Source organism: Capnocytophaga sp. HP1101 (assembly GCF_054772415.1).
Window position 1 is genome coordinate 100,098 of the sequence record NZ_BPUU01000008.1, and the last position, 24,212, is coordinate 124,309.

Sequence of the window (24,212 nt, forward strand, 5' to 3'; positions counted from 1 at the left end):
GGTTTCTGTAATAATGACCATCACTACATTCCCCCTTTGGAGGGGGTTAGGGGGAGGTTCAACATAATTATAGTATGTGAATAGGGGAAGGTTCAACACAATTATAGTATGTGAATAGGGGGAGGTTCAACACAATTATAGCAAGTAAAAAGAAAAAGTTCCTATAATAATGACCGTCACCACATTCCCCCTTTGGAGGTAGTCTGCGAGAGCAGAGTATGTGAATAGGGGGAGTTCAACACGACTATATCCAAAATTTAACACAGATAAAAATACGATATTACAGTTTTTGCGTTTTTTCTGTTAAAAACACAATTTTAACATTTTTTATTCAGTAACCAAAAAACAGCTTTTTTCCGGTTGATATTCAGCTTAATACCCTCTTTCCTTCGTCTTAGGTTCGTCTTACCTTCGCCTTACCTTCGTCTTAGGTTCGAGTAAAGTAGAGGTAAAGTAAACCATCGGAACTAAAAATACTCATTGATTATCAACCTTTTGTATTTTTGAGGCAAAAAACAGAACCTTGTCCTTTTTTTGAATAATATTCAGTAAAAAGCAAATTTTAACATTTTTTTCGCAGTTAATATGGCTATCAACATTAGTATCATAGGCGGTGGCAATGTAGCTTATCACCTCACCAAAGCGCTCTATCAGCTCCCCGAGGTGCACCTTCAGCAGTTGTATAACCGTAGCGAGTTTAGCCCTGAGTTTAATGATTTTCAAGTAGAAAAAACTCACGCTCTCACTGCCCTGCACCCCGCCGATGTGTGTATAATAGCTGTAAAAGACGAAGCTATTGCTGAAGTTTCAGCTTCCCTGCCTTTTGAAGGACAATTAGTAGTGCACACCTCAGGCAATAGCCCTATGGAAGTGCTATCACCCAAAAACCGACGTGGCGTGTTCTACCCCTTGCAATCCTTTTCAAAAAGCACCCAAGTCAATTTTTCAAACATTCCGTTTTGTTTAGAAGCAGAGCACACCAGCGACATCAGTAATATCTTGCGCCCATTAGCCGAAAAACTGTCTACAAAAGTATATCAGCTCAGCAGTTACCAACGCAGTGTATTGCACCTATCGGCTGTTTTCGTTAATAATTTCACCAATCATTTGGTAGCTATCAGTCAAAGAATATGCGAGGCACACGCCGTTCCGTTCGAGATATTAGAGCCTTTACTAAAAAACACTTTCGAAAAACTCCAAACAATGCCCGCCCTCGAAGCACAAACAGGACCCGCACGGCGCGGCGATACTCAAACTATTGCTAACCATTTGGCTTTGCTTGCAGGTTATGAACGAGAAATATATGATATAATCACAAAATCAATAATAAACACCTATGGAAAGAAAGAATTATAAAGAACATTTGAAAAACATTACAACCTTCATCTTTGATGTCGATGGCGTTTTTACCAATACACAAGTATTTGTAGATAACGATGGCGATCTATTGCGCAGTATGAATATGAAGGACGGATTTGCGCTAAAGACAGCTATCGCCAAAGGCTACACCATATGTATCATTACAGGAGGGGGTAACGTAGGCGTACAAAAACGCTTTGAAAACCTCGGCGTAAAAGATATCTTTATGCTCCGCCATCAGAAGCTCGAAACCTTTCTGAAATACCAAAAAGACAATAATCTTAAAACAAAAGAAATCCTTTATATGGGTGACGATATCCCCGATATTCCCCCAATGAAACGAGCAGGATTGGCTATTTGCCCTTTAGATGCCGTGCCCGAAGTAAAAGCCGTAGCCCATTATATTTCGCATCTTGAAGGCGGACAAGGGGCTGTGCGCGATATTATAGAGCAAGTACTTAAAATACGTGGCGATTGGACTTTTGAAGATAAATAATCGCTCTGCACCTATTACACAATACACAAAGGGCTGTCTACCTCACGGCGGACAGCCCTTCTTGATTAAATGATTAATGTGTTATAAATAATTAATGCCTAATAATTCAAACTTAATTTCTTTTTAGCAATCGGCGGGCTGCCTCTGAAGCAGCTATCAATCCTCCTGCCGACATAATGATATCCTTCAATACCAAACGTCCCGCCCCCGATAAATAAGGGAATCCATAAGCAGGCGTAGGCATATCTCCTCCTAAGTTAGGCACGTACACCTCAGGAGTGGTAATCAAGAATGAAAGCGTAACGATGCTCATTCCAAAAGTGAGTAAACCTCCTATCACCCCTATTTTAGGTGACCAAATACCCAATAAGGTGAGAAGTCCTATCAAACAAATAAAAGCCCCTAAGCCATATGAGAACACGTAAGTACCGTTCTCTTTATGCCATTCAATATTGGCTTTTACCATCTTCCCTTCAGGATTTTTGTGTAGCTTGTATTGGGCTACTTCTTTACCCTTGTTTGCTTCGCCTGTTACCCCGTTTTCATCAATGGCTGTTTTACCAGAATTGTGGTAAAAAAAGCTCATAAACGGACTGTTGGTCACAAACGGAACAATTCCGTCAGCTTCGTATTGGCACACTTTAAGTCCACCAATCCAAGCCATTACAATAAAGATAGCTACCCTGATAAAGTTTACAAAGCAACGTTCGCTATCGGCTAAAAATGATAATAATTTTTGCATAGTGATTTTAATTTTAGTTTGTATTTAAATTCAAGGCGCAAAAATACAATATTATTCTTTACCTCAAACAAATAATACCTATTTTTTATTAAAACGCCTTAATACGATACATCAACCCAACACTCACCCGATTGGTATCATCTTTAATTCCAGCCACCTGTTGGTCATACTTATAAGAGCGACCTACATAAGCCAAAAAGAATCGTAAGTCTTGCTTTTCAAAAGGCATATACTCTACACCCGCAAAATAACCAAGTGAACGGTAATTATTATCATAGCAACCTGAAGGAAGGCTACTATTCTCAACATCTGCCATTTCATACATTCCTTTAGCAAAGATATTGAGCTGGGGTATGGGTTGAAATTCTGCTTTTACTACAAAAGAATTATAAGAAGTATCTTCTAAATAAGCTGGAACTGTTACAGCAGTCGTGGTGTAAACAGCCGCATATCCTAAGCGGTCTAAGTTTTCATAAGCCATCATATAATCAAAAAACAATTGGAATTTAGGTAAATTGAGTTTAGTACCCAACATCACCATTGAATTAGCAATGTTTTTTGCTTCTTGCTGAATACCTGCTCCCCAACGTGTCTGTAACTTATTGTCAAAGAAACTACCATTCCAATTGAAAATATAAGTTAATGGAGATTTACTCGCTTCAAAACCACTTCCTGCATATAGAGTAGCAAAACTATCATTCCTTACATCAGTAATCTGCAAATTGAATTCGTGGTTTTCATTAGGTGCATAGGTTATCATTGCTCCTAACATAAAGTTATCCATATTCTCAATGAAATCAGAGTATTCATAGATGTTCATTGGGTTTAGGTCGAACTCATAACCCCCCCACGCTTGGCACATCTTTCCTGCGGTAAGTGCCCATTGGTCGTTGAGACGGAAACCAGCATAGAGCATATCGGTAGCTTTTGCGAGGTTATCCAAAGAGGTCGCCGCATTTGATTTGTTCAAACGATGACGGAAACGGTAAAAGATACGGTCTGTAATATCACCGCGCACTTCCAATCGCAATTGGCGTGCTTTGAATTGAGCGGTCATATCTTGGTCTTTTACCTTTTCTACATCAAAGCTTGATTGAAAGTTGAAGTACATATTAAACTTCTTATCTACGGGATTTTCTACACCCATTTGTTGTGCTTGCATTTGCAAAGCCGAAGCATCTGCTTCTTTTAGTCTACCGAGCTCTGCTCCTAGTTGGTCGATTTGTGCTTGCAAATCTTCTTGTGCTGTGGCAACGCCTCCTACCAGAAGGCTTATTGCCAATAATAATATTCTTTTCATAATGTTACTTTTTAGGAAATAAAAGTTAGGAGTTAGAAAATAGCTATTTTCTATTTCCTAACTCCTGATTTCTAATATTCATTAAAATATTTTTGGATTTGTTTCCAATCTTTGGTTTTAGTGAGTGCTAACATCAGTAGTACGCGGGCTTTTTGAGGATTGAGGGTTTGAGAAGCCACAAACTGATATTTAGCATCATCTACTTCGGCGTCAAGCGTAGTAGCGCCTGTAGGCACACGTGAAGAACGCACGAACAATATACCTTGTTCTCTGGCTTTCTGTGCTAAATCAAAGATAGTGTGATACATATTACCATTACCTACCCCTGCGTGTACAATACCATCGAATTTAGCGTCCATAAAGGCTTTCATTGGTAACTCGGATACGTTAGAATAACTGTATACAATACCTACCTTAGGCAATTGTTTCAAATTATCAACGTTAAACACTGATTGATAAGTATGTTTGTTTTCGGGGGTACGATTAAAGAACACCTTACCATTGTGAATGTAAGCTAATTTGCCATAGTTAGCTCCTTGGAAAGTTTCAACAGCGGTGGTATTGGTTTTAATCACATCTTTGGCATCGAGCACGATATCGTTCATACAGACCATTACCCCACGCCCCATAGCATTTTTATCGGCTGCAGTTACTACTGCGTTATAGAGGTTTAGAGGACCATCGGCACTCATACCGGTAGCAGGGCGCATTGCTCCTACCATTACCACAGGTTTTTTGCTGTGTACGGTAAGATTAAGGAAATAGGCAGTCTCCTCCATTGTATCAGTACCGTGGGTAATTACCACACCATCATAACCTTCTTTGTTTAAGAGCTGGTTGATACGTTTGGCAAGGGTAAGCCACACTTCATCATTCATATCTTGTGAACCGATTTTCACAATTTGCTCACCACTTATATTGGCTACATTCTTCACTTCGGGCACTGCCTCCAAGAGTTGGTAAATACCGAGTTCACCTGCTTTGTAGTTGGTTTCAGTATTCGATTTACTTACACCAGCGATAGTACCACCAGTTGCTAAAATACGAATCTTTGGCTTTTGTTGCGCAAAGACTGCCACAGACACTAACATCAGTAATGTAAGGGCAATTTTTTTCATCAATGTTATCATATATAATTTTAGTTATTAGTTTCTGTTTAGGAATTAGAAATTAGGAGTTAGAAATTAGTATTGTTACATAAACATTATGATTATATATCCTACGGCTATGGCGACAATTGTTGCGACAAAACCGGGTATTTGAAAGGAGTGATTCAGCACGTATTTGCCGATGCGGGTGGTACCTGTTCTATCGAAATTGATAGCGGCGACTACCGTTGGATAGTTAGGAATAAAGAAATAGCCATTTACTGCGGGGAACATTGCTATCATTGCCATTGGGTGAATGCCTAAGGCAATGCCTAATGGGTAAAGAGTGCGTACTGTTGCGGCTTGACTAAACAAAAGAACAGACATCACAAAAAGTGCTACCGCAAAGAGGAAAGGATATTGGGTGACTATTTGTTCGATGTGTATTTTAAAGAACTCAATATTGCCATTGAAAAAAGTATCACCCATCCAAGCAATCCCAAAGATAGCTATCACGGCTTGCATACCTGCAATAAATACCGATCCTTTTACTGCTTTGTTGATGTCTACTTGGGCAAAGATAATCATCAAACCAGCGATAGACATCATTATAATTTCGATGAGTTGGGGCATTCCCATTTGCACTTTTTGACCTCCTACATCAAAAGAAGGGCGGAGGCTATCAATAGAACCAAAAAGTACGATAGAAAGGACTCCTATAAGGAAAATAATTACTGAGATTTTAGCTCTTTGCAGGTCCTTGCCCGTCATTTGAGAAGCGGTATGGCTTTCTTTTTCTAAGAGCCCTTCGCGCAGGCGGCGTTGGTACTCAGGGTCTTTTTCGAGAGGGACACCCATAAAGCTTACGGCTATTGCCCCTACAATTACTCCTATAAGGGTAGCGGGGATACACACCATTAGGATATTGCCCAGCGTAATACCTTTACTGCCTAAGAGCTCAGCTGAGAGTAAAGCGGCGGTTGCTGCCGAAATAGGGCTGGCAGTAATAGCCTGTTGCGAAGCGATTACCGATATAGAAAGGGGGCGCTCAGGGCGCACCTTGCTATCGGTGGCAATTTCAGAAATGATGGGCAAAAGCGAATAGGCAATGTGTCCTGTACCTGAAAACAAAGTAAAGAAGTAGCATACTACAGGCGCTAAGAAGGTAATCATAGCGGGATTTTTGCGCAGGATTTTCTCGGCTACTTTCACCAAATAGTCTAAGCCTCCTGCGGCTTGCAGTGTAGCTGCGGCTGTAATGACCGCTACAATGATGAGCATTACATCAATAGGTGGGTTACCCGGTTTGAGCCCAAAAACAAAGACCAAGATACCCAAGCCTATCATACCGAAGATACCGAGCCCGATACCTCCTACCCTAGCTCCTACAAAGATTGCGAGAAGCACAATTAAGAGTTCTATATAAATCATATTCAATGAATAATTAACAATTGAGAATTAGTAATACAAATCAAGGGTTGAATTAACTTGCTGATTATAAACCTTCCCCCTACCCCCTCAAAGAGGGGGAGATGTGACGCAAAAGCAACAATGATGCTGTAAATCAGAGACTATTTATTTTTCAACTCTTGATTGAAAATTAGTTATTAATAATTACGGGTCAAAGGTACGAAAGTTTTAGAAAAGAAAAAAGAAAAAAGAAATATTTTTTAAAATAAATAGAACCTTACTATAGTTATAGGTAGCTTATACAAAGCTTATAGGAAGCTTATACGAATGTTGGACGATTGTTATACAAATGGTATATAAGTAATTGATATACAATGATTAAAATAAGGTTAATTACAATAATTCAGTTAGTTGCTCATTTTTGATTTTTTAAGATTTTGGCATATAACTTTAAGAAGAATTTTCAATATTCAAGGGAGGTAATTCGCATTTATTTACTACCTTTGCCCTCAAAAAGAAGATAACTTTATGGAATTTACCTATACTTTAGCGGATATCGATGCGATAGCTGAGAAAATTATCCCTCAATTGCACTGGAAAGTAGTGATTTTCAGAGGGGGAATGGGATATGGCAAAACAACACTCATCAAGGCTTTGGTGCGTGCTTTAGGCAGTGCCGATAATGTGAGTAGCCCTACTTTTAGTCTCGTAAATCCGTATGAGGGAACGGATTGCCGTATTTATCACTTTGATTTTTACCGTATCAAGAAAGAAGAAGAGGCTTTTGAGATTGGTTTTGAAGAATACCTCTATTCGGGCGATTGGTGCTTTATAGAATGGGCGGAAAGGGTGGAAAAATACTTGCCTGATGAATATAGCGTAGTAGAAATCATTCAAATAGATAAAAATACAAGAAAAGTGATTGTTAGATAAGGATATTTAACTTTGCCAAAATTTGAAACTTTGGTAAAGTTTGCGATGCTTGTCATTGGTAATTTATAAATTGTTATTATGATTAAACATATTCTCAATTTCAAACGTCCGTCAGGAACCTCTCGTGGGGTACTAACTTCAAAAGAAACCTTCTTTTTAGTAATAGAAAAAGACGGGCGCAAGGGTATAGGAGAATGTAACCTTTTTCGCGGGCTGAGTGCTGACGATGTACCTGACTACGAATCTAAATTACAATGGGTAGAACAGCACCTTCACTTAGGCGAAGAGGCGTTATTGCGAGAGCTCACTGCCTTTCCGTCTATACAATTTGGGGTGGAACAAGCGTTCAGGTCGGTAGTAGCCCCGCAGTGGTATGAGCTTTTCCCTTCGGATTTTACGGCAGGCAAAGATACGATACCTATCAATGGACTCATCTGGATGGGTACGCCCGATTTTATGAAGGCGCAAATCAGAGAAAAATTAGCGCAGGGCTTTCGGTGTATCAAAATGAAGATAGGAGCGATTGACTTTGAAGAAGAATACCGCATATTGAAGGCTTTGCGCGAAGAATTTTCGGCAAATGATATAGAAATACGGGTAGATGCTAATGGGGCTTTTTCAGCAGATAAGGCACTCACCTATTTAGGGCGTTTGGCTGCCTTGCAGTTGCACTCGATTGAGCAGCCTATACGTGCAGGACAATGGGAGGCAATGGCAGAACTCTGTGAGCAAACACCCTTGCCTATAGCACTCGACGAGGAGCTGATAGGGGTATTTACACGCGAAGAAAAACAGCGTCTGCTGAGGGATATCGCCCCGCAGTACATTATTTTAAAACCTTCACTCATAGGAGGCTACAAAGGCAGTGAGGAGTGGATTGCCCTTGCTGAGGAGCGCGGTATAGGGTGGTGGGTTACCTCAGCTTTGGAGAGCAATATAGGGCTCAATGCGATTGCTCAGTGGACGTATACTTTGAAGAACCCAATGCCTCAAGGATTGGGTACGGGTGCGCTGTATACCAATAATTTGCCGTTTCCATTATATGTAAAAAACGGACATTTGGGGTTTAACCCTTGTGAGCCCGTAGCATTTCCCTTTTCATAGGAGGACCGGGCAATCGCTCTACCGTAAAGCCAGAAGCCTGCATTGCACGGCGCACAGAGCCTTTGGCGGCATAGGTGACCAAGTAACCACCTGTTTTGAGAGCGGTGTACATCTGCTGAAAGATAGCTTCTTGCCACAATTCGGGTTGTACTTGCGCCCCAAAAGCGTCGAAATAAATAAGGTCAAAAGCGTTTACATCGCTGATAGTTTCAAAGCGTTGCAACCGTTTTTTGAAGGTGAAAGAGGGAGAGAGTGACACAGGTTCGTCCCAGATACATCGGTGCATTAGTTCAAAGATAGGGGTAAGTGTAGCATCGTTCAGCAATTGCGAAAAGTTCATTTGTGAAGCTTCCTCCCACGAAAGAGGGTAGGCTTCTACGGTTTCGTAGCGTATATTTAAGCCAAGTGCCTCGTGTTGCTTATAAGTGACCAAAGCGTTGAGTCCCGTGCCAAAACCTATTTCTAAGATAGCAAGAGGCTGGTTGTGAAACAACTGCAGTCCGTTTTTGATAAACACGTGCTGGGTTTCTTGTAGCGCACCGTGTACCGAATGGTAGGTTTCGTCCAACTGAGGAATATAAAGGCTGGTAGAACCATCGGAGGTTTGAATAAGTTTGTGAGTCATAGTTTAGGTAAAAGGTAAAAAGTAAAAGGTAATTGATTAATAGTTAGCGTATTGAAAATTACGCATAAAGATTTTTGTATTTTACGCGACAAAGTTAAAAAATAATTCGTACCTTTGACGAAAATTTAAGAATTAATATGACAACACACTAATGACAACGAGACTTAAAACAAAAAACTAAAACAATATGAATTTAAAAATTGAAAAAATTAAAGAGAGTCGCATTAACCAAGTAGACTTCTCAAAACTGAGTTTTGGTAAAACTTTTGCTGACCATATGTTTATTTGTGAATACAAAGATGGACAGTGGCAAAATCCTACTATCAAACCTTATGCTCCTCTTACCCTTGAGCCTTCGGCAAGTGTATTCCACTACGGGCAAGCTGTTTTTGAAGGGATGAAAGCCTATAAAGACGACAACGGGCACGTTTTTCTTTTCCGTCCGCAAGAAAACTACAAGCGCATCAATAAATCTTGTACGCGTTTGGCAATGCCTCCTTTCCCTGAAGAATGGTTTGATAAGGCACTTCGCACCCTTGTAGATATTGATAGTGAGTGGATAAAACCAGGTTTTGGTAACGCACTTTATTTGCGTCCGTTTATGATTGCTACCTCTGCTGGAGTACAAGCAGCTCCTTCTAAAGAATATCTTTTTATCATCATTACCGCCCCTGTACAAGCGTACTACAAAGGCGATGTGAAAGTAAAAATTGCGGACTATTACAGCCGTGCGGCTAATGGAGGTTTTGGTTTTGCTAAAGCAGCAGGTAACTATGCAGGTCAGTTTTTCCCTACTCAAGAAGCGACCAACGAAGGATATCAACAAGTGATGTGGACAGATGACGCTACACACCAATTCTTAGAAGAAGCGGGTACGATGAACTTATGGTTCCGTTTTGGTGATACGCTGGTTACTTGCCCTACCAGTGAGCGTATCCTCGATGGGGTAACCCGCAAGAGTATCATTACAATAGCAGAAAAAATGGGTATTAAAACAGAAGTACGCCCAGTGAGAGTAACAGAGCTTATTGAGGCTGCCGAAAAAGGTGAATTGAAGGAAGCTTTTGGTTGTGGAACTGCAGCAGTGATTAGTCCGATTTCAGGATTTGGTTACAAAGGTAAAGATTACAGTGTGAATCGTCCAGCCGAATTATACACCGATAAAATTAAACAAGCAATACTTAACATTCAGTATAACAAGGCTGAAGACCCCTTTGGCTGGCGTGTACAGGTGAAGTAATGAGAAAATAATTCATAAAAAAGTTGTTAAAAAGTTTGCAGATTTGAAAAAAGGTCGTACCTTTGCACCCGTAAAACAAGAACAATAATGGCCTCGTGGCGCAACTGAATAGCGCATCTGATTACGGCTCAGAAGGTTACAGGTTTGAATCCTGTCGAGGTCACGAAAAAGCCCCAGCAAAGTTGGGGCTTTTTTATTTTAATAAGTATTAAACAAAATATACAAATTGTTTTGTGTAATAAGCTGAATTAAAATAAAGTGATAGAGACAAAAAACTTTGCCAAAGTTTGAGAGTTTGGCAAAGTGTCTACTATCTTAAAATTCCTAATCTTAATTCCTTTATTACTTCTTGTACATCTCTAAATACTCTCGTACGATTTTAAAATCATCGAAATTGTGTTTTACTCCTTTGATTTCTTGATAAGTTTCGTGACCTTTACCTGCAATGAGGATAATATCGCCTTTCTGAGCGTTCTTACAAACAGATTGTATGGCTTGTCGCCTATCGGTGATAGTTTGCACTTTATGGAAGTGTTGCGGTTGTACGCCTTGTTCCATTTCAGCAAGAATGACCTCAGGCTCTTCATTGCGCGGATTATCGGAAGTGAGAATCACATTATCGCTGAGAGTGGTAGCTATATCAGCCATTATCGGGCGTTTGCCCTTGTCGCGATTACCTCCACAACCCACTACTGTAGTGAGCGTCTCGTTGTGAGTGCGAATGTTATTAATCGTTTTGAGTACATTCTCCAAAGCATCGGGGGTGTGAGCATAATCTACAATGGTAATCACTCCTGAAGCCGATACTGCATACTGAAAGCGACCTGCTACAGGCTCTATGGCACTGATGAGCGTAAGAGCTTGCAGGTCTTCCATTCCTAAGAGTGTAGCGGTAGCGTAGACTGCCAAAAGGTTGTAGGCATTGAACTCACCTATGAGTTTTGTCCATACTTCGTGCTGATTGATTCGCAACTGTAAGCCATCGAATCGGCTTTCGAGGATATAAGCCTTATAGTCGGCGTAAGTTTTAAGGGCGTAAGTTTTCTTTTGAGCTTTCGTATTTTGGAGCATAAAAGCCCCGTTCTTATCATCGTTATTTACTAAGGCAAAAGCGGTAGCAGGTAAACTGTCGAAGAAGCGTTTTTTTACATCGCGATAGGCTGCAAAAGTCTTGTGATAATCGAGGTGGTCGCGAGTGAGATTGGTAAAGACTCCCCCTGCGAAGTGCAGACCTTCCGTGCGATGTTGGTCGATGCCGTGCGAACTAACCTCCATAAAACAGTATTTCACACCTTGTTCTACCATAAGCTGAAGATAGTGGTTCAGTTGTAGCGGGTCGGGGGTTGTGTGGGTCGCCTCATAACGCTGGTCGTCTACATATACTGCTACGGTAGAGAGCAATCCAGCTTTGTAACCTGCTTTCCTAAACAGTTGGTAGAGTAAGGTCGCAATGGTAGTTTTACCATTGGTACCGGTAACCCCTACTAAGATAAGCTTTTCGGAAGGATTACCATAGAAATTGGCTGCTATGAGTGCTAAGGCGCTATGGCTATTGTCTACCTGTACATAGCACACGTGAGACGCTATGCTTTCGGGCAAGGCTTCGCATACCACTGCTGTAGCTCCTTGAGCAATGGCTTTATCAATAAATGCGTGACCATCGGAAAGAGTGCCAGCAATGGCTACAAACAGGCTCCCCGCCTCTGCTTTGCGCGAATCAAAGCAAACGGAAGTAATAGGTTTATCTTCCTCATTGAGGAAAGATTTAACAGGAATGTTGTTAAGTATGCTTTTTAAGTTCATTATCTATTTATAGTTGTTAGTTGACAGCCTAATAACTTACTTAAAGTTTAATCTTTGGCAAATTGTGTGATTCAATGTTAATCGTCTAATCTACCACATTGTAATACCACTACAATATTACGTGGCACTTTAGTGCCTTTGGCAACTGACTGTGCACTTACCTTACCTTCGCCTGAGAATTTTACACGTAGACCCATATTCTCTAAAAGGGCTACAGCATCCATTACATTCATACCACTAAGGTCGGGCATAATGGTTTTGTACTTTGAAGCTTTGGCATAATAATCTTCGTAGTTTTTAGTAGTACTTGCTGATATTTTATCTACGTCTTCTACAGTATCCATCAATAGGGAATTGGTATAAATTTTATGAGCTATACTCTTAAATACAGGCCCAGACACATCAGCACCATAGAAACCTACACTTTTATCGGGTTCGTGAATGACCACTATACAAGAGTATTTAGGATTTTCGACAGGAAAAAAACCTGCAAAAGAGGAAATATAACTCAGTTTACTCTTATCGGCACTGGCGTAGTTTTTACGGGCTGTTCCTGTTTTGCCTGCCATTGAGAAATCGGGGGAATGAAGGCGATGCCCTGAACCATATGATCGCTCTACTACATTAGCCAGTAGTCCTTTGGCGCGGTCGGCAGTTTGTTTAGAACATACTTTACTGTTGATAATCTCAACATTAAACTTCTCTACTGTTTTATTCCACTCTTTTACTTCTTTTATCATTCGGGGTTTTACCATTACACCTCCGTTAGCAATGGCATTATAAAAAGCTAAGCTTTGCAAAGGAGTAAGTTTTACGGAATAGCCTATTGCCATTGATTCAAGAGTTACCCCACTCCATATTTTGTCGCGAGGTGTGGGGATATAAGGAAGTCCTTCTCCTAAAATAGGTAATCCTAAGGGTTGATTGAGGTTCATCTCGATAAGTTTGGTAGTAAAATCAGAAGGAGATTTTGAAAATAGGCTATGGACGAGTTCGGTCATTCCGACATTAGAAGAGACTGAAAAGGCTTTGTTGAGGCTTATAGTTCCTGTGAACCTATGTTGGGAGTCTTGAAAAGTTTTATCGTAATACTGTTGTTTTCCTTCTTTAATATTGACTACATAAGTAGTATCGATATTACGTGTTTCCATAGCTGCTACTACCGTCATCAGTTTGAAGACTGAGCCGGGTTCGTGTGCTTCGCCTATGGCAAAGTTATAGCGCTCGGAATAGTTTTCAGTTTTAGGGTTCAGTTCTAAGTTAGAAATCGCTTTAATTTCACCTGTATTCACCTCCATTACTATCACACAACCGTGCTGTGCTTTGTATTTCTTGAGTTGGGTGAGCAGTGCGTGGTGAGCGATATCTTGGATATTGATATTAATGGTAGACACTACATCAAAACCGTCTTTAGGTTCGATGATATTAAACCCACTGGCGAGTTTCCATTGCCCTTGTGCTATTTTCTGTTCTACACGGCGCCCTTTAGTACCCAACAGATAGCTGGCATATGCACCTTCTAAGCCTACACGAGTGGTATAACCTGTTTCATCAGTACGGGCATAACCGATACTACGGTGCGCAATGCCTCCTAAAGGATATTCGCGCTTGATATTCCGTTCGACGATAATACCGCCCTTATAAGGACCTTTATTGAATAGTGGGAACTTTTTGATACGAGAATATTCGCTATAGCCGAGATTAGTAGCTACGAGCATATAGCGGTTCTTGAGGCTACGTTCTTTTTTAAAGAGATTTAAATAATAGCTACTAGGTTTGCCAAACATACGCGAAAGTGAATCGCTGAGGGGTTTTACATACTTATTGAAATTAGCTCTGGAAGGCGCAATACCGTCCCAACGGATATCATACCGAGTTACGGAAGTGGCGAGCAAGCTTCCATCATCGGAATACAAATTACCTTGACTGGGGATAATATCAGCTTCACGCAAGGTAGTTTCGTCTACCTTGGCGCGATACTCATCACCATCGATTTGTATTTTTATGAGCTTTACCGCAATAACACCTATCATCAGTAGCATCATAATGGCTACTAAATAAGTGCGTGACGTTATCTTTTTGTCGTTTTTTTCCAATGCTTCTTTCTACTTGTATTATCTATTATCTGAAAGGTTACTCTTCTACGATTGCCTTTATCTTTTGTGGTGGTTTTTCGGGTTGTTTGAGCCCTTTACTTTCTAATTGTTCTAAGAGGGTAGACTCCAAGCGGACTCTCTGCAAGCGCGAACGCACATCAACGAATTCACTTTTGAGTTCGTTTACTTCGTCGTTGAGCTTAGCTATTTGGTGTACTTTACGGTCTACCATATGTGAACTGGCTATCATTATAACTCCCAAAGCAAAAAGGAAGCTTATAAAGAACCAATTTCGGGTAGCTTCTTTACCTTCTACGAGAAACTTTCCTCGGAGTATATTCTTTATTTCATCAGTGGCTTTTCCCATATTATCCTCTCCCCGTTCCCCTCCCCGAAAGGGAGGGGCAATCCTAAAGGGGGTTTTTATCTTTGTTCTATTAATTCTTTTATAAAAGTCGTTCGGCGATGCGGAGCTTGGCACTGCGTGCTCGACTGTTTTGTGCTATTTCGTCATCGGTGGGAGTAATGAGACCGCCTACTTTTTTAAAGGGTAGTGACACATTGCCATACCAATCTTTTTGGGGTGCTCCTTCTAACTGTCCGTCGCGGATGAAGCGCTTCACACAGCGGTCTTCGAGAGAATGGTAGCTAATGAGGCTAATACGTCCGTGAGGTTTGACTACCGCAGGGAGTTGTAGCAAAAATGATTCCAAAGCTTCTATTTCGGCGTTTACTTCTATGCGAATGGCTTGATAGATTTGCGCCAACACTTTATTTTCCTTAAATTTAGGTAGTAATGCTTTTACTGCCTCTTGTAGTTCACTGCCTACACGTATTGGTTTCTGCTCTCGGTAGCTGATAATAGCACGAGCGATGGCTTTGGCATTTTTCAGTTCGCCATATTGGAAAAAGATATGGGTAAGTTCTACTTCGCCATACTCATTAACTACTTCTTGGGCTGAAAGAGGGGCTTGCTGGTTCATACGCATATCGAGTGTACCTTCAAAACGGGTAGAGAAACCGCGCTGAGCTACATCGAACTGGTGAGAGGAAACGCCAAAATCACCCAGAACCCCGTCTACTTGTGTGACCCCGTAAAAGCGCAAATACTGGCGTAGATATTTAAAATTCTGCTGAATAAGGGTAAAACGTTCATCGTTGATGGTATTGTTAAGGGCATCGGCATCTTGGTCGAACGCATAGAGTCGTCCGTTTTTACCGAGACGCTTTAAGATTTCGCGTGAATGCCCACCACCACCAAAGGTAACATCGACATAGGTACCGTTTTCATTGATATTCAGTCCATCGACGCTTTGTGTTAAAAGTACGGGAATATGATAGGGGGTGCTATTGTTCATTAACTTGCTGTGTGCTAAAATAGAGTGCAAAGATACGAATTTAATACTCAACTACCAAATTTAAATTAATGATGAATGATTAATGGTTAGTGGTTAATGATATGAATTATTTGAGATTTTTGGGATAGGTTGGATAAAATCAGGTCGTGCGTTAGACTTTCCGGAAGTAAAAGAAGTATTTCGGAAGAGGGTTTTGAGGTAAAAGACAAAAGGTAAGAGGTAAAATGGATATGGTTAGCTTATACAAAGCTTATAGGAAGCTTATACGAATCTTGGACGATTGTTATACAAAGGGCATATAAGTAATTGATTAATACTGTAATACAATAATACTAAAAATGCCAATAATGAGGTTTCGATACGAAAGAAAGGGGTCGTAGCACGACGGGCAGGTAGATAATGAGAAGGGATAAATGACGAATGATGAGAGACGAAGGACGAAGAAAACATCCCCCCTTCCCCCTTCAAAGGGGGAAATGCGACGGAAAAAGGGATGAAAAAAAAGGTGAAAACCTCCCCCTGACCCCCTCGGAGAGGGGGAACTGTAGTGACGGAAAGGCTAATTAGAAAATTTAGAAATGTGAGAATTGGCAAATGGGCAAATATGTAGTAACCTCCCCCTAGCCCCTCGGAGAGGGGGAACTGTAGTGACAGAAAAGGTGAGAGGGGGAAGTGTAGGGACGGAAAGATAATGTTAAATTGAAGCTGTTGTAATGCTATGCTAGAGGTGAATGGTATAAATATTGATGTGTTTGGGGTGGATGTGTTGGCATTTATGATTATTTTCGTATCTTTGCACCATCGTTGGAATAAATCTGAATGAAAAAAACGTATTACTATATATTATTCACTTGTTTATTAAGCTTATGCTCTGAGCTTTGGGGTCAGGATGACAAAGGGAAAACTCGTCGTATTGAAATTATCTATGGGGGGGAATTTACCATTGACAATGAGAAATACCCTGGGGCGACGATCTTTAAATCGGACGGGCAACGAGTGCAGTTTAGACACCAAGGGTTGGACGTGTGGTGTGATTTGGCGGTGCTCTACGAGGAGAAAAACGAGGTGATTGCGCACGGCAATGTGGTGCTACAGCAAGGCGATACGCTACAGATGAACAGTCAATATGTATCGTATAAAGGAAATACGAAAACTGCCGTAGCCAAGGAAAACGTGCTATTACGCAACGGCAATATGACGCTCGAAACCCAAGAGCTCTTCTTTGACCGGAACTCTCAGGAGGCTTATTACAACAATTTTGGGAAGATCACTGACCCTGAGAATGAGCTTACGAGCAAGACGGGAAAGTATTATGTAACGACCAAGAAGAACCAATTTACCAATTCGGTAAAGATTGTCAATAGAGATTTTACGGTTAATTCGCAGGTGTTGGACTATTATCACAATTCGGGGAACGCTTATTTTTACGGTAAAACTACCATTGTGGGCACTGATTACAAGGTGTATTGTGAGCGTGGTTTTTACGATACGCGCCGAGAATTGGGTTATTTTATGAAGCACGCCAAGATAGAATACGACTTGAAAACGCTGGTGGGCGACAGTTTGTATTTTGACAAGCGCCGGCAGTTTTCTTCGGGCTCTAACAATATCTTCATTTCGGACACAGTAAACAAGACCTTTGTACGCGGGCATTACGGCGAAATTCACAAGGCAAAAGATTCGATGTTTATCACTAAGAAAGCGGTGGTAATCACATTAGTAGAGAAGGACTCGATGTATATGCACGGCAAGCGCATTTTGGTTACGGGCAAACCGCAACACCGTGTGATTCGCGCTTACCCTGATGCGCGTATCTTCAAGAGTGATATGCAAGCTAAGTGCGATTCTATTCACTCGAGCGAGGCTAATGGACTGACGCAAATGGTGGGCAAACCTGTGGCGTGGACGGGAGAAAGCCAAATGACGGGAGACAATATTCACCTGATTGCCAATACGAAAACCGAGCAATTAGACTCTTTGAAAGTGTTTAACAATGCATTAGTGGTAGAGAAAGACAGTTTGGGCGATGGCTATAACCAAGTGAAAGGTAAGTTTTTGTATGGTAAATTCAAGAAAAATGTTTTGCGCCAAATAGACTTTTTGCAGAATACGGAATCGATTTACTATGTGTATAACGACGCTAAAGAGCTGGTGGGCATTAACAAACTGACTTGTAGCCATATCAAGCTGTACTTGAACAAAGACCAACAAATACAACAAACGGTGTTTATTACACAACCATCGGGGAATTTATACCCAGATGACAAATTGCACGTGAACGACCGCAAGTTTAAGGAATTTGTTTGGCGAGGTGATGAGCGCATCAGGAGTAAAGAAGAGATTTACAGTGATGCAGAGAAGAAAATAAAACCCAAAGAAATAAAGGGAATGAAGACGCCAGAGGAGATAGACGAGGAGGAAATGCTCCTTGCCAATCCGTCGCTTAAAAAGGAGAGCAAGGCGGGAAAAGACAAGGTTAAAGAGAAGACAAAAACCAAATAATAAGAAAAGTTGGCATTTTTATTGCACAATAATAAAAAAAGGCGTACATTTGCCTATTGATTAATTTTAAAACATAAACTGTATGAAAAAATTTATTATCGCAATGTCGGTGTTGGGATTACTCACCACATCGTGCGTATCCAAAAAGAAGTATGCTGAATTAGAAGCGAGAAACAAACAGACTGAGGATTTGCTAAACACTGCTACGGTGAAACTCAATATGTGTTTAGACGAAAAGAACAACTTGGCTTACAAGTTGGAGAGTATGAAAAATCAGAACGACTTGCTCAAAGAAAACAATCAGCAACTGATCAACAATATGGGTAACCTTACTACGCTTACCCAAAAAGGGGCTGAGAACCTTGAAAAATCATTGGAAAGCTTGCGTGAAAAAGATCTTACTATCAAGAACTTGCGTGATGCAGTTACTCGTCGTGACTCTGTAAACCTCGCTTTAGTACAAAGTCTGAAAGGGGTATTGGGTAACTTAGACGACCAAGATGTAGACATTAAAGTAGAAAAAGGGGTTGTATTTATCAATATCTCTGATAAGATGCTCTTTAGCAGTGGTAGCTACACTATTTCTAAAAACGCGAAGAGTGTACTTGAAAAGGTAGCGAAAGTGGTTAAAAACAAACCTGACTTTGAGTTTATGGTGGAAGGACACACTGATAATGTGAACATCAAAACAGGTTGTATCCGCGATAACTGGGATTTGAGCGTAATGCGCGCTACTGAGATTGTACGTGTATTGCAAAAAGATTTTGGTATTGCTCCTGAACGTATGACTGCTGCCGGACGTAGCTATTACGTGCCTTTGGCAAGCAATGGCGATGCTAACGGACGTGCCCTAAACCGTCGTACACGCATTGTGGTATTGCCTAAGCTCGACCAATTCTACACTATGATTGAAGAGGGAATGAAAGACCCTTCAATAGGAGGAAAAGGTAAATAGTGCGAGTCGCACAGACAATTAATTTGGAAATTATTAAATGTAAACATAAGCTAAATATTAAGATTGTTAAACAAGAGTCAGCAGTTAGTGTAAGGCTAATTGCTGACTTTTTTTGTATAGAAGATGAATCACGAATTACTTTTAAACAAAATAAGGGAGTATATAACTCTTTCAGGGAAAGAGTGTGCTCTTGTAGAAGAGCTTTTTGAGCCTTTGTATCTCACCAAAGGAGAGGTACTACTGGAAGAAGGTAAGGTCTGTAGGCATTTCTGTTATGTAAAGAAAGGACTATTAAGGCAGTTTATCAACTATGACGGGAAAGAACTTACCATACACTTTAACGAGGAAGACACTTTTGTTTGCGACTTTGAGAGTTTTATAACTAAAACACCTTCACAGAAAACAATTACTGCTGTTGAAGATAGTGTTTTGCAAATGATTTCTTACGATAATCTGCAACGGTTTTACAAAGAAATAAAAGAAGGCGAACGGTTTGGCAGGCTACTACTCGAAGAGACTTTCATCAAAGCGATACAACATATTATTTCGGGACTTAGCGATAGTCCGCAAGAACGCTACTTAAAATTTATGAAACTGTACAGAGGTATGGAGCAGCGTGTAGCTCAGAAATATATAGCCTCGTTTGTGGGGGTTACTCCGCAATCATTGAGCCGGATTAGAAGAAGAATCGCCCATATGTAATTTATTACCTCAAGTTAATTTCTGTCTCGCTACTTCTGTGTTATTTTGCATTTTAGAAATTAAAAAAGTGAATCAAAGGTTGGATTGATTATAAACCTCCCCCCTAGCCCCCTCCAAAGGGGGAGATGTGACGTAAAAGTGACAATGTACTGTAAATTAAGTATCATTATTCTTCAACTCTTGATTCATATTAAAAAACGGAATAACAGATGAAAAGCAAGAATCTTCTTCAGCGAGTAGCCCAAATTATTACTATTTTGGGTCTTAGTTTATTAATAGGCAATATTTCGGCTTTTATAGCGATGAATATGCTTTCTACACCGCAAGACGCTTCATTCTTCTTGTGGCAACGCCGATTTATAGATGCGATGGTTCAAATAGGAATGACAATAGGAATGTGGTTGTTCTTTATAGGCAATATTGCAATTTACTTATGCCAAAGAAATCGGAAAAACTTACTATTGCTTATACTTTCAATGGCTGTATTTGTATTGGGAGAGTTTTTTATCATACCCTTATCTTACGAAACTTCACTTTTAGCCTTTCAGCAGTACGGAATGAACCAAGTAACTTCTGATTTTCTTACAATAAAGCATAAAGAAGACGTTTTGGGAGGAGTTAATCTGCTTATATTGCTGATATATCTATTAATTAGCAAATTTGGAAATTAGAAAATTAGTAAATGAGAAAAAGCAGTCTGCAGTTAGTTTTTTAACTAATTACTGAATTTTTTATAGTAGATGAGTGAATAGAAAATAAGATTGCTCAGAGTTCTCGTAGAGGTTCGGAGGTGTGAGATGTGCAGATAGTGTGGGCTATACGAACAGTTAGTAATGCCAATCAAGAATTAAATTAACTATTTGATTATAAACATCCCCCCAGCCCCCCTCAAGGGGGGAGATGTAATACAAAGGAAGCAATGCGCTGTATATCAGTGATAATTATTTTTCAACTCTTGATTCATATTAATAAATGAGCAAATAAGCAGATTTGTAAGATTGTAGAAAACAAACAAGCATTAGTCGTTTTTATACTAATGCTTGTTTATTTTTTTGTGTAATCCGTAATATTGTTATACCTTTGCACTCAGAAAAACGTAAAATTGATAACTTTTTACAAGAAATAGATAAGTGCTACAAAGCTCTTGTCTTATATTTTTGCCCAGAAAAATAAAATCAGTAACATATGAAAAGAAAGTGTTTGCTACTATTATTTTTAGTAGTTACGACTTCGGTATTTGCACAACATAAATACACCTTGAGCGGTTCAATTGCCGATGCTTCTAATGGTGAAAAGCTTTTAGGGGTAAACTTTATCATCAAGGAACTGCACACAGGCACCTCTACCAATGAGTACGGGTTTTATTCTATTACACTACCCGAAGGCAGATATACTATTTCGATTGAGTATATAGGCTTTGGTACGCACGAAGAAACTATTGTACTGAACAAGAATATCCGTAAGGATTACAAACTAAAACCAGAGGCTATTCAGCTTACAGGAGTGGATGTAACAGCAAATACTACCACCCAGAAAACAGCAGTACGCAAGCCTGAAATGAGTGTAGCTTCTATTCCTATCGCAACTGTGAAGAAGTTGCCTGTGCTAGTAGGTGAGGTAGACATCATTAAAACACTGATGCAAATGCCTGGTGTGAGCAACGCAGGTGAAGCCTCCTCAGGATTTAATGTGCGTGGGGGTGCTGCCGACCAGAATTTAGTGCTTCTTGATGAAGCTACTATTTTCAACGCATCGCATCTCTTTGGTTTTTTGAGTGTCTTCAACGCTGATGCCATACGTGATATGAAGCTTTACAAAGGAGGAATTCCGGCACGCTATGGCGGACGTATTGCTTCGGTGTTAGACATTTATCAAAAGGAGGGTAACAAGAACAAGTTTGGGGCTACAGGGGGTATTGGAGTGCTCTCTTCACGGTTATTGGCGGAAGGACCTATTGTGAAAGACAAAGCATCTTTCTTAGTAGGTGGGCGCGCTTCGTATGCTCATTTGTTTTTAAAGCTGAGCGACAATGAAAATTCGATGTACTTTTATGACCTCAATACTAAACTCTCTTACCAACTGAACCAAAACAATGCACTGTATCTTTCAGGTTACTTTGGTAGGGACTTTTTTAAACTGAGCGACAACCTTACTAATGCCTATGGTAATGCTTTAGTGAATTTGCGTTGGAATCACTTATTTACCGAGAAACTCTTCTCAAATCTCTCGGCTATTTACAGCAATTACGACTATAAATTTGACTTTAGCTTTGTGGATATGGTATGGACATCAGGAATTGAGAATTTCAACCTAAAATACGACTTTAAGAATTATCTTTCAGAAAAATTCAAACTCACTTACGGATTTCAAGGTTTATACTACATCTTCAAACCCGGAAAAATACTTCCTAAAACACCTGCTTCTACTATACAAGAAAAGATACTTGACCATAAATATGCTGCTGAAACGTCCTTTTACATAGATGCTGAGCAGAAATTAGGGGAAGCGCTTACAGTATCATATGGGCTGAGATTGAGCTCTTTCTATCAGTTAGGGAAGCGCACTATAAATGTATACAGAAACGACAATCCTGTAATATTTAACACCAATAGGCAAATATATTTGAAAGCGAGTCCTATTGGAACAAAGTACTACGGATATAGCAAGATTATTGACTTGTATTCTAACTTTGAACCGCGCTTTACAATGAGCTATGCTTTCAACGATAATAAATCAGTAAAAGCGAGCTATGCACGTACAGCTCAATACGTACATTTGATTTCTAATACGGCTTCGCCTTCGCCTTTGAACGTGTGGGCACCGAGCGATGAGTTTATCAAACCACAAATTGCTGACCAAGTGGCACTGGGATATGCCTCTAATTTCTCGGACGACAAGTACAGTATAGAGGTAGAAACTTACTACAAGAAAGTGCAAAACCGCTTAGATTACATAGATGGTGCTAATCTCATTGCTAATGAAGCTATTGAACAAGTGCTACTTTCGGGGGAGAACAGAGCCTATGGTTTAGAACTGTTATTGCGCAAGAACACCGGTAAACTTACAGGGTGGATAGCCTACACGCTCTCAAAATCGGAAATGCAAACCAAAGGACGCACTCCTGAAGAAATAGGTATCAACTACGGTGATTGGTATAGCGCCGCTTACGACAAACCTCACGATATTTCGATTACAGCTACCTACGAGTTATCACCTAAATGGACTTTTGGAGCGGTGTTTAACTTACAATCGGGCTTACCTACTAATTATCCTGTAGGTCGTTATAATTACTTAGGAATGAGTGTTCCTGACTACAGCAAGCGCAACGAATACCGCTTACCTACCTATCACCGTTTAGACCTTTCGGCTACCTATACACCACAACGCCCCAATAGACGTTGGAAAAGCGAATGGACATTTGGCATTTACAACGTGTACAATCGCAAGAATGCTGTGAGTGTTTCTTTCCGCGAGAACGAAGATACAAAGCGCAATGAAGCAGTGAAACTTTCTATTTTTGGTATTATACCTAGTGTAACTTATAATTTCAGTTTCTAATTCTTAACAACTAATTACTATCAAAATGAAAAATATTTATATTATACTCCTCAGTGCTTTAGGTTTAACTTCTTGTGAAGAGGTAATAGATTTAAAATTGGACACCGCACCTCAGAAGTTAGTGATTGATGCTTCACTCGATTGGAAGAAAGGAGAGGCTAAAGCCTATCCTGTAGTAGATATCAGCTATACGGAAGCCTATTTTGGAGATACACCTTCAGCTGCTATTGATAATGCTATTGTAAAAATCAAAGCATATACTCAAACTCAGAAGCAAGAGTACCAACTCTCGTTATGGGACGGCACTTCTACCATTACCACTGATAACGTAACTACATTAAAAGGCGGTAGTCGCTATGTATTTCCCACAGGTATTGCTCCTGAATTAGGTAAAGACTACGAACTGATTGTAGAACTCAATGGACAAACCTATACAGCTAAGAGTAAAATGCTTGAAGCTCCCATAATCCCTTCTGATAGAATTATACAGAAAGAAAACGGAGGCTTTTTAGGAGACCGAACAGAATTGCGCTTCTATTTTGACGGTATCAATGATGGGGTTGCTAATGCTTATTTAGTAAGGCTGACACAAAGTAGTAGCAAAAAAATTACTTACGGCACTTTAGATGATAACTACATAGCTGACCATAAGTTTTTCTTTGCAATGGCAGGACTCAGCGATGATAAACTCAATAAAGGAGATATTGTTGGCATTACTCTTTATCGTATTAATCCACAATACAAAGAGTTTGTACAGATGCTTATCAGGCTATCAGAAGGACAGAGCCCTTTTACTATTCCTACACGTCCTATAGGCAATATCATAAACAAAGACAATTATCGCGAAAATCCTTTAGGTGCTTTTCGGGTGGCACAGTATACTATGCTCCAATATACAGTGAAATAACTAATAACAATAAAGCGGCCCGTTTGTATGAAAC

20 protein-coding genes and 1 tRNA gene are annotated in these 24,212 nt (G+C 40.1%); 12 read left to right on the forward strand and 9 right to left on the reverse strand.

The window, feature by feature from the left end; all coding sequences use genetic code 11:
- The first annotated feature begins 585 nt into the window (after positions 1 to 585).
- Together RCZ04_RS05955 and RCZ04_RS05960 are read left to right on the forward strand one after the other, a co-directional pair.
- Positions 586 to 1,356 (forward strand): Rossmann-like and DUF2520 domain-containing protein, encoded by a 771-nt coding sequence (locus RCZ04_RS05955; RefSeq protein ID WP_460485059.1) that lies wholly within the window; start codon positions 586 to 588, stop codon positions 1,354 to 1,356.
- The gene (locus tag RCZ04_RS05960) at positions 1,337 to 1,855 is read left to right on the forward strand and encodes a KdsC family phosphatase (protein ID WP_460485060.1); all 519 of its coding nucleotides are present in this window, start codon (positions 1,337 to 1,339) and stop codon (positions 1,853 to 1,855) included. The genes RCZ04_RS05955 and RCZ04_RS05960 overlap by 20 nt, the downstream gene beginning before the upstream one ends.
- 112 nt (positions 1,856 to 1,967) lie before the next feature.
- On the opposite strand, the gene RCZ04_RS05965 is transcribed toward RCZ04_RS05960, so the two are convergent.
- From RCZ04_RS05965 to RCZ04_RS05980, 4 genes are all read right to left on the reverse strand, one after another.
- The gene (locus RCZ04_RS05965) at positions 1,968 to 2,597 is read right to left on the reverse strand and encodes a DUF417 family protein (protein WP_460485061.1); all 630 of its coding nucleotides are present in this window, start codon (positions 2,595 to 2,597) and stop codon (positions 1,968 to 1,970) included.
- An 88-nt stretch (positions 2,598 to 2,685) separates the two neighbouring features.
- On the reverse strand, positions 2,686 to 3,897 hold the full coding sequence (locus RCZ04_RS05970; RefSeq protein WP_460485063.1) for an OprO/OprP family phosphate-selective porin: 1,212 nt from the start codon (positions 3,895 to 3,897) through the stop codon (positions 2,686 to 2,688).
- Between the two features lie 71 nt (positions 3,898 to 3,968).
- Entirely contained in the window at positions 3,969 to 5,027 is a 1,059-nt protein-coding gene (gene ansB, locus RCZ04_RS05975; RefSeq protein ID WP_460485065.1) for an asparaginase, read from the reverse strand.
- A gap of 63 nt (positions 5,028 to 5,090) precedes the next feature.
- A complete protein-coding gene (locus tag RCZ04_RS05980; RefSeq protein ID WP_460485066.1) occupies positions 5,091 to 6,416 on the reverse strand; it encodes an anaerobic C4-dicarboxylate transporter family protein in 1,326 nt (441 codons plus the stop codon).
- Positions 6,417 to 6,923: 507 nt separating this feature from the next.
- Here RCZ04_RS05980 and tsaE point away from each other — a divergent pair.
- Together tsaE and RCZ04_RS05990 are read left to right on the forward strand one after the other, a co-directional pair.
- Complete coding sequence (gene tsaE, locus RCZ04_RS05985; protein ID WP_460485067.1) at positions 6,924 to 7,328, forward strand: tRNA (adenosine(37)-N6)-threonylcarbamoyltransferase complex ATPase subunit type 1 TsaE; 405 nt, start codon at positions 6,924 to 6,926, stop codon at positions 7,326 to 7,328.
- A 78-nt stretch (positions 7,329 to 7,406) separates the two neighbouring features.
- Positions 7,407 to 8,432, forward strand: coding sequence for an o-succinylbenzoate synthase (locus RCZ04_RS05990; protein WP_460485069.1), 1,026 nt, complete (start codon positions 7,407 to 7,409; stop codon positions 8,430 to 8,432).
- Here RCZ04_RS05990 and mnmC2 read toward each other — a convergent pair.
- On the reverse strand, positions 8,395 to 9,057 hold the full coding sequence (gene mnmC2, locus RCZ04_RS05995; RefSeq protein ID WP_460485071.1) for a tRNA (5-methylaminomethyl-2-thiouridine)(34)-methyltransferase MnmD: 663 nt from the start codon (positions 9,055 to 9,057) through the stop codon (positions 8,395 to 8,397). The two genes, RCZ04_RS05990 and mnmC2, sit on opposite strands and share 38 nt — an antisense overlap.
- Before the next feature lie 187 nt (positions 9,058 to 9,244).
- Here mnmC2 and RCZ04_RS06000 point away from each other — a divergent pair, with 187 nt between their 5' ends.
- Both RCZ04_RS06000 and RCZ04_RS06005 read left to right on the forward strand, forming a co-directional pair.
- Positions 9,245 to 10,297 carry a branched-chain amino acid transaminase gene (locus RCZ04_RS06000; protein WP_460485072.1) on the forward strand — a complete coding sequence of 351 codons (1,053 nt, stop codon included), beginning with the start codon at positions 9,245 to 9,247 and terminating at the stop codon, positions 10,295 to 10,297.
- Positions 10,298 to 10,386: 89 nt separating this feature from the next.
- Positions 10,387 to 10,460, forward strand: a tRNA-Arg gene (locus tag RCZ04_RS06005).
- Between the two features lie 179 nt (positions 10,461 to 10,639).
- On the opposite strand, the gene RCZ04_RS06010 is transcribed toward RCZ04_RS06005, so the two are convergent.
- From RCZ04_RS06010 to rsmH, 4 genes are all read right to left on the reverse strand, one after another.
- Entirely contained in the window at positions 10,640 to 12,100 is a 1,461-nt protein-coding gene (locus tag RCZ04_RS06010; RefSeq protein ID WP_460485073.1) for a Mur ligase family protein, read from the reverse strand.
- A 77-nt stretch (positions 12,101 to 12,177) separates the two neighbouring features.
- Positions 12,178 to 14,196, reverse strand: a complete 2,019-nt coding sequence (locus RCZ04_RS06015) for a penicillin-binding protein (protein ID WP_460485074.1) — start codon at positions 14,194 to 14,196, stop codon at positions 12,178 to 12,180.
- Positions 14,197 to 14,233: 37 nt separating this feature from the next.
- Positions 14,234 to 14,563, reverse strand: a complete 330-nt coding sequence (locus RCZ04_RS06020) for an FtsL-like putative cell division protein (protein ID WP_460485075.1) — start codon at positions 14,561 to 14,563, stop codon at positions 14,234 to 14,236.
- A 79-nt stretch (positions 14,564 to 14,642) separates the two neighbouring features.
- Positions 14,643 to 15,554, reverse strand: coding sequence for a 16S rRNA (cytosine(1402)-N(4))-methyltransferase (gene rsmH / locus RCZ04_RS06025; RefSeq protein ID WP_460485076.1), 912 nt, complete (start codon positions 15,552 to 15,554; stop codon positions 14,643 to 14,645).
- Between the two features lie 819 nt (positions 15,555 to 16,373).
- On the opposite strand from rsmH, the gene RCZ04_RS06030 reads away from it, so the two are divergent.
- From RCZ04_RS06030 to RCZ04_RS06055, 6 genes are all read left to right on the forward strand, one after another.
- Complete coding sequence (locus tag RCZ04_RS06030; RefSeq protein WP_460485077.1) at positions 16,374 to 18,056, forward strand: OstA-like protein; 1,683 nt, start codon at positions 16,374 to 16,376, stop codon at positions 18,054 to 18,056.
- An 82-nt stretch (positions 18,057 to 18,138) separates the two neighbouring features.
- Positions 18,139 to 19,011, forward strand: a complete 873-nt coding sequence (locus RCZ04_RS06035; RefSeq protein ID WP_460485078.1) for an OmpA/MotB family protein — start codon at positions 18,139 to 18,141, stop codon at positions 19,009 to 19,011.
- A 123-nt stretch (positions 19,012 to 19,134) separates the two neighbouring features.
- The gene (locus RCZ04_RS06040; protein WP_460485079.1) at positions 19,135 to 19,713 is read left to right on the forward strand and encodes a Crp/Fnr family transcriptional regulator; all 579 of its coding nucleotides are present in this window, start codon (positions 19,135 to 19,137) and stop codon (positions 19,711 to 19,713) included.
- Between the two features lie 209 nt (positions 19,714 to 19,922).
- Positions 19,923 to 20,384, forward strand: a complete 462-nt coding sequence (locus RCZ04_RS06045) for a hypothetical protein (protein WP_460485080.1) — start codon at positions 19,923 to 19,925, stop codon at positions 20,382 to 20,384.
- 514 nt (positions 20,385 to 20,898) lie between these two features.
- Positions 20,899 to 23,271: a TonB-dependent receptor gene (locus tag RCZ04_RS06050; RefSeq protein WP_460485081.1), complete on the forward strand. Its 2,373-nt coding sequence runs from the start codon at positions 20,899 to 20,901 to the stop codon at positions 23,269 to 23,271.
- A 25-nt stretch (positions 23,272 to 23,296) separates the two neighbouring features.
- Positions 23,297 to 24,178: a hypothetical protein gene (locus tag RCZ04_RS06055; protein ID WP_460485082.1), complete on the forward strand. Its 882-nt coding sequence runs from the start codon at positions 23,297 to 23,299 to the stop codon at positions 24,176 to 24,178.
- The last annotated feature ends 34 nt before the right edge of the window (positions 24,179 to 24,212 follow it).

Bases quoted from the DNA above. Each gene is read 5' to 3' on its own strand.
- RCZ04_RS05955 (WP_460485059.1), top strand. From the start codon at position 586: ATGGCTATCAACATTAGTATCATAGGCGGTGGCAATGTAGCTTATCAC.
- RCZ04_RS05960 (WP_460485060.1), top strand. From the start codon at position 1,337: ATGGAAAGAAAGAATTATAAAGAACATTTGAAAAACATTACAACCTTC.
- RCZ04_RS05965 (WP_460485061.1), bottom strand. From the start codon at position 2,597: ATGCAAAAATTATTATCATTTTTAGCCGATAGCGAACGTTGCTTTGTA.
- RCZ04_RS05970 (WP_460485063.1), bottom strand. From the start codon at position 3,897: ATGAAAAGAATATTATTATTGGCAATAAGCCTTCTGGTAGGAGGCGTT.
- ansB (WP_460485065.1), bottom strand. From the start codon at position 5,027: ATGATAACATTGATGAAAAAAATTGCCCTTACATTACTGATGTTAGTG.
- RCZ04_RS05980 (WP_460485066.1), bottom strand. From the start codon at position 6,416: ATGATTTATATAGAACTCTTAATTGTGCTTCTCGCAATCTTTGTAGGA.
- tsaE (WP_460485067.1), top strand. From the start codon at position 6,924: ATGGAATTTACCTATACTTTAGCGGATATCGATGCGATAGCTGAGAAA.
- RCZ04_RS05990 (WP_460485069.1), top strand. From the start codon at position 7,407: ATGATTAAACATATTCTCAATTTCAAACGTCCGTCAGGAACCTCTCGT.
- mnmC2 (WP_460485071.1), bottom strand. From the start codon at position 9,057: ATGACTCACAAACTTATTCAAACCTCCGATGGTTCTACCAGCCTTTAT.
- RCZ04_RS06000 (WP_460485072.1), top strand. From the start codon at position 9,245: ATGAATTTAAAAATTGAAAAAATTAAAGAGAGTCGCATTAACCAAGTA.
- RCZ04_RS06010 (WP_460485073.1), bottom strand. From the start codon at position 12,100: ATGAACTTAAAAAGCATACTTAACAACATTCCTGTTAAATCTTTCCTC.
- RCZ04_RS06020 (WP_460485075.1), bottom strand. From the start codon at position 14,563: ATGGGAAAAGCCACTGATGAAATAAAGAATATACTCCGAGGAAAGTTT.
- rsmH (WP_460485076.1), bottom strand. From the start codon at position 15,554: ATGAACAATAGCACCCCCTATCATATTCCCGTACTTTTAACACAAAGC.
- RCZ04_RS06030 (WP_460485077.1), top strand. From the start codon at position 16,374: ATGAAAAAAACGTATTACTATATATTATTCACTTGTTTATTAAGCTTA.
- RCZ04_RS06035 (WP_460485078.1), top strand. From the start codon at position 18,139: ATGAAAAAATTTATTATCGCAATGTCGGTGTTGGGATTACTCACCACA.
- RCZ04_RS06040 (WP_460485079.1), top strand. From the start codon at position 19,135: ATGAATCACGAATTACTTTTAAACAAAATAAGGGAGTATATAACTCTT.
- RCZ04_RS06045 (WP_460485080.1), top strand. From the start codon at position 19,923: ATGAAAAGCAAGAATCTTCTTCAGCGAGTAGCCCAAATTATTACTATT.
- RCZ04_RS06050 (WP_460485081.1), top strand. From the start codon at position 20,899: ATGAAAAGAAAGTGTTTGCTACTATTATTTTTAGTAGTTACGACTTCG.
- RCZ04_RS06055 (WP_460485082.1), top strand. From the start codon at position 23,297: ATGAAAAATATTTATATTATACTCCTCAGTGCTTTAGGTTTAACTTCT.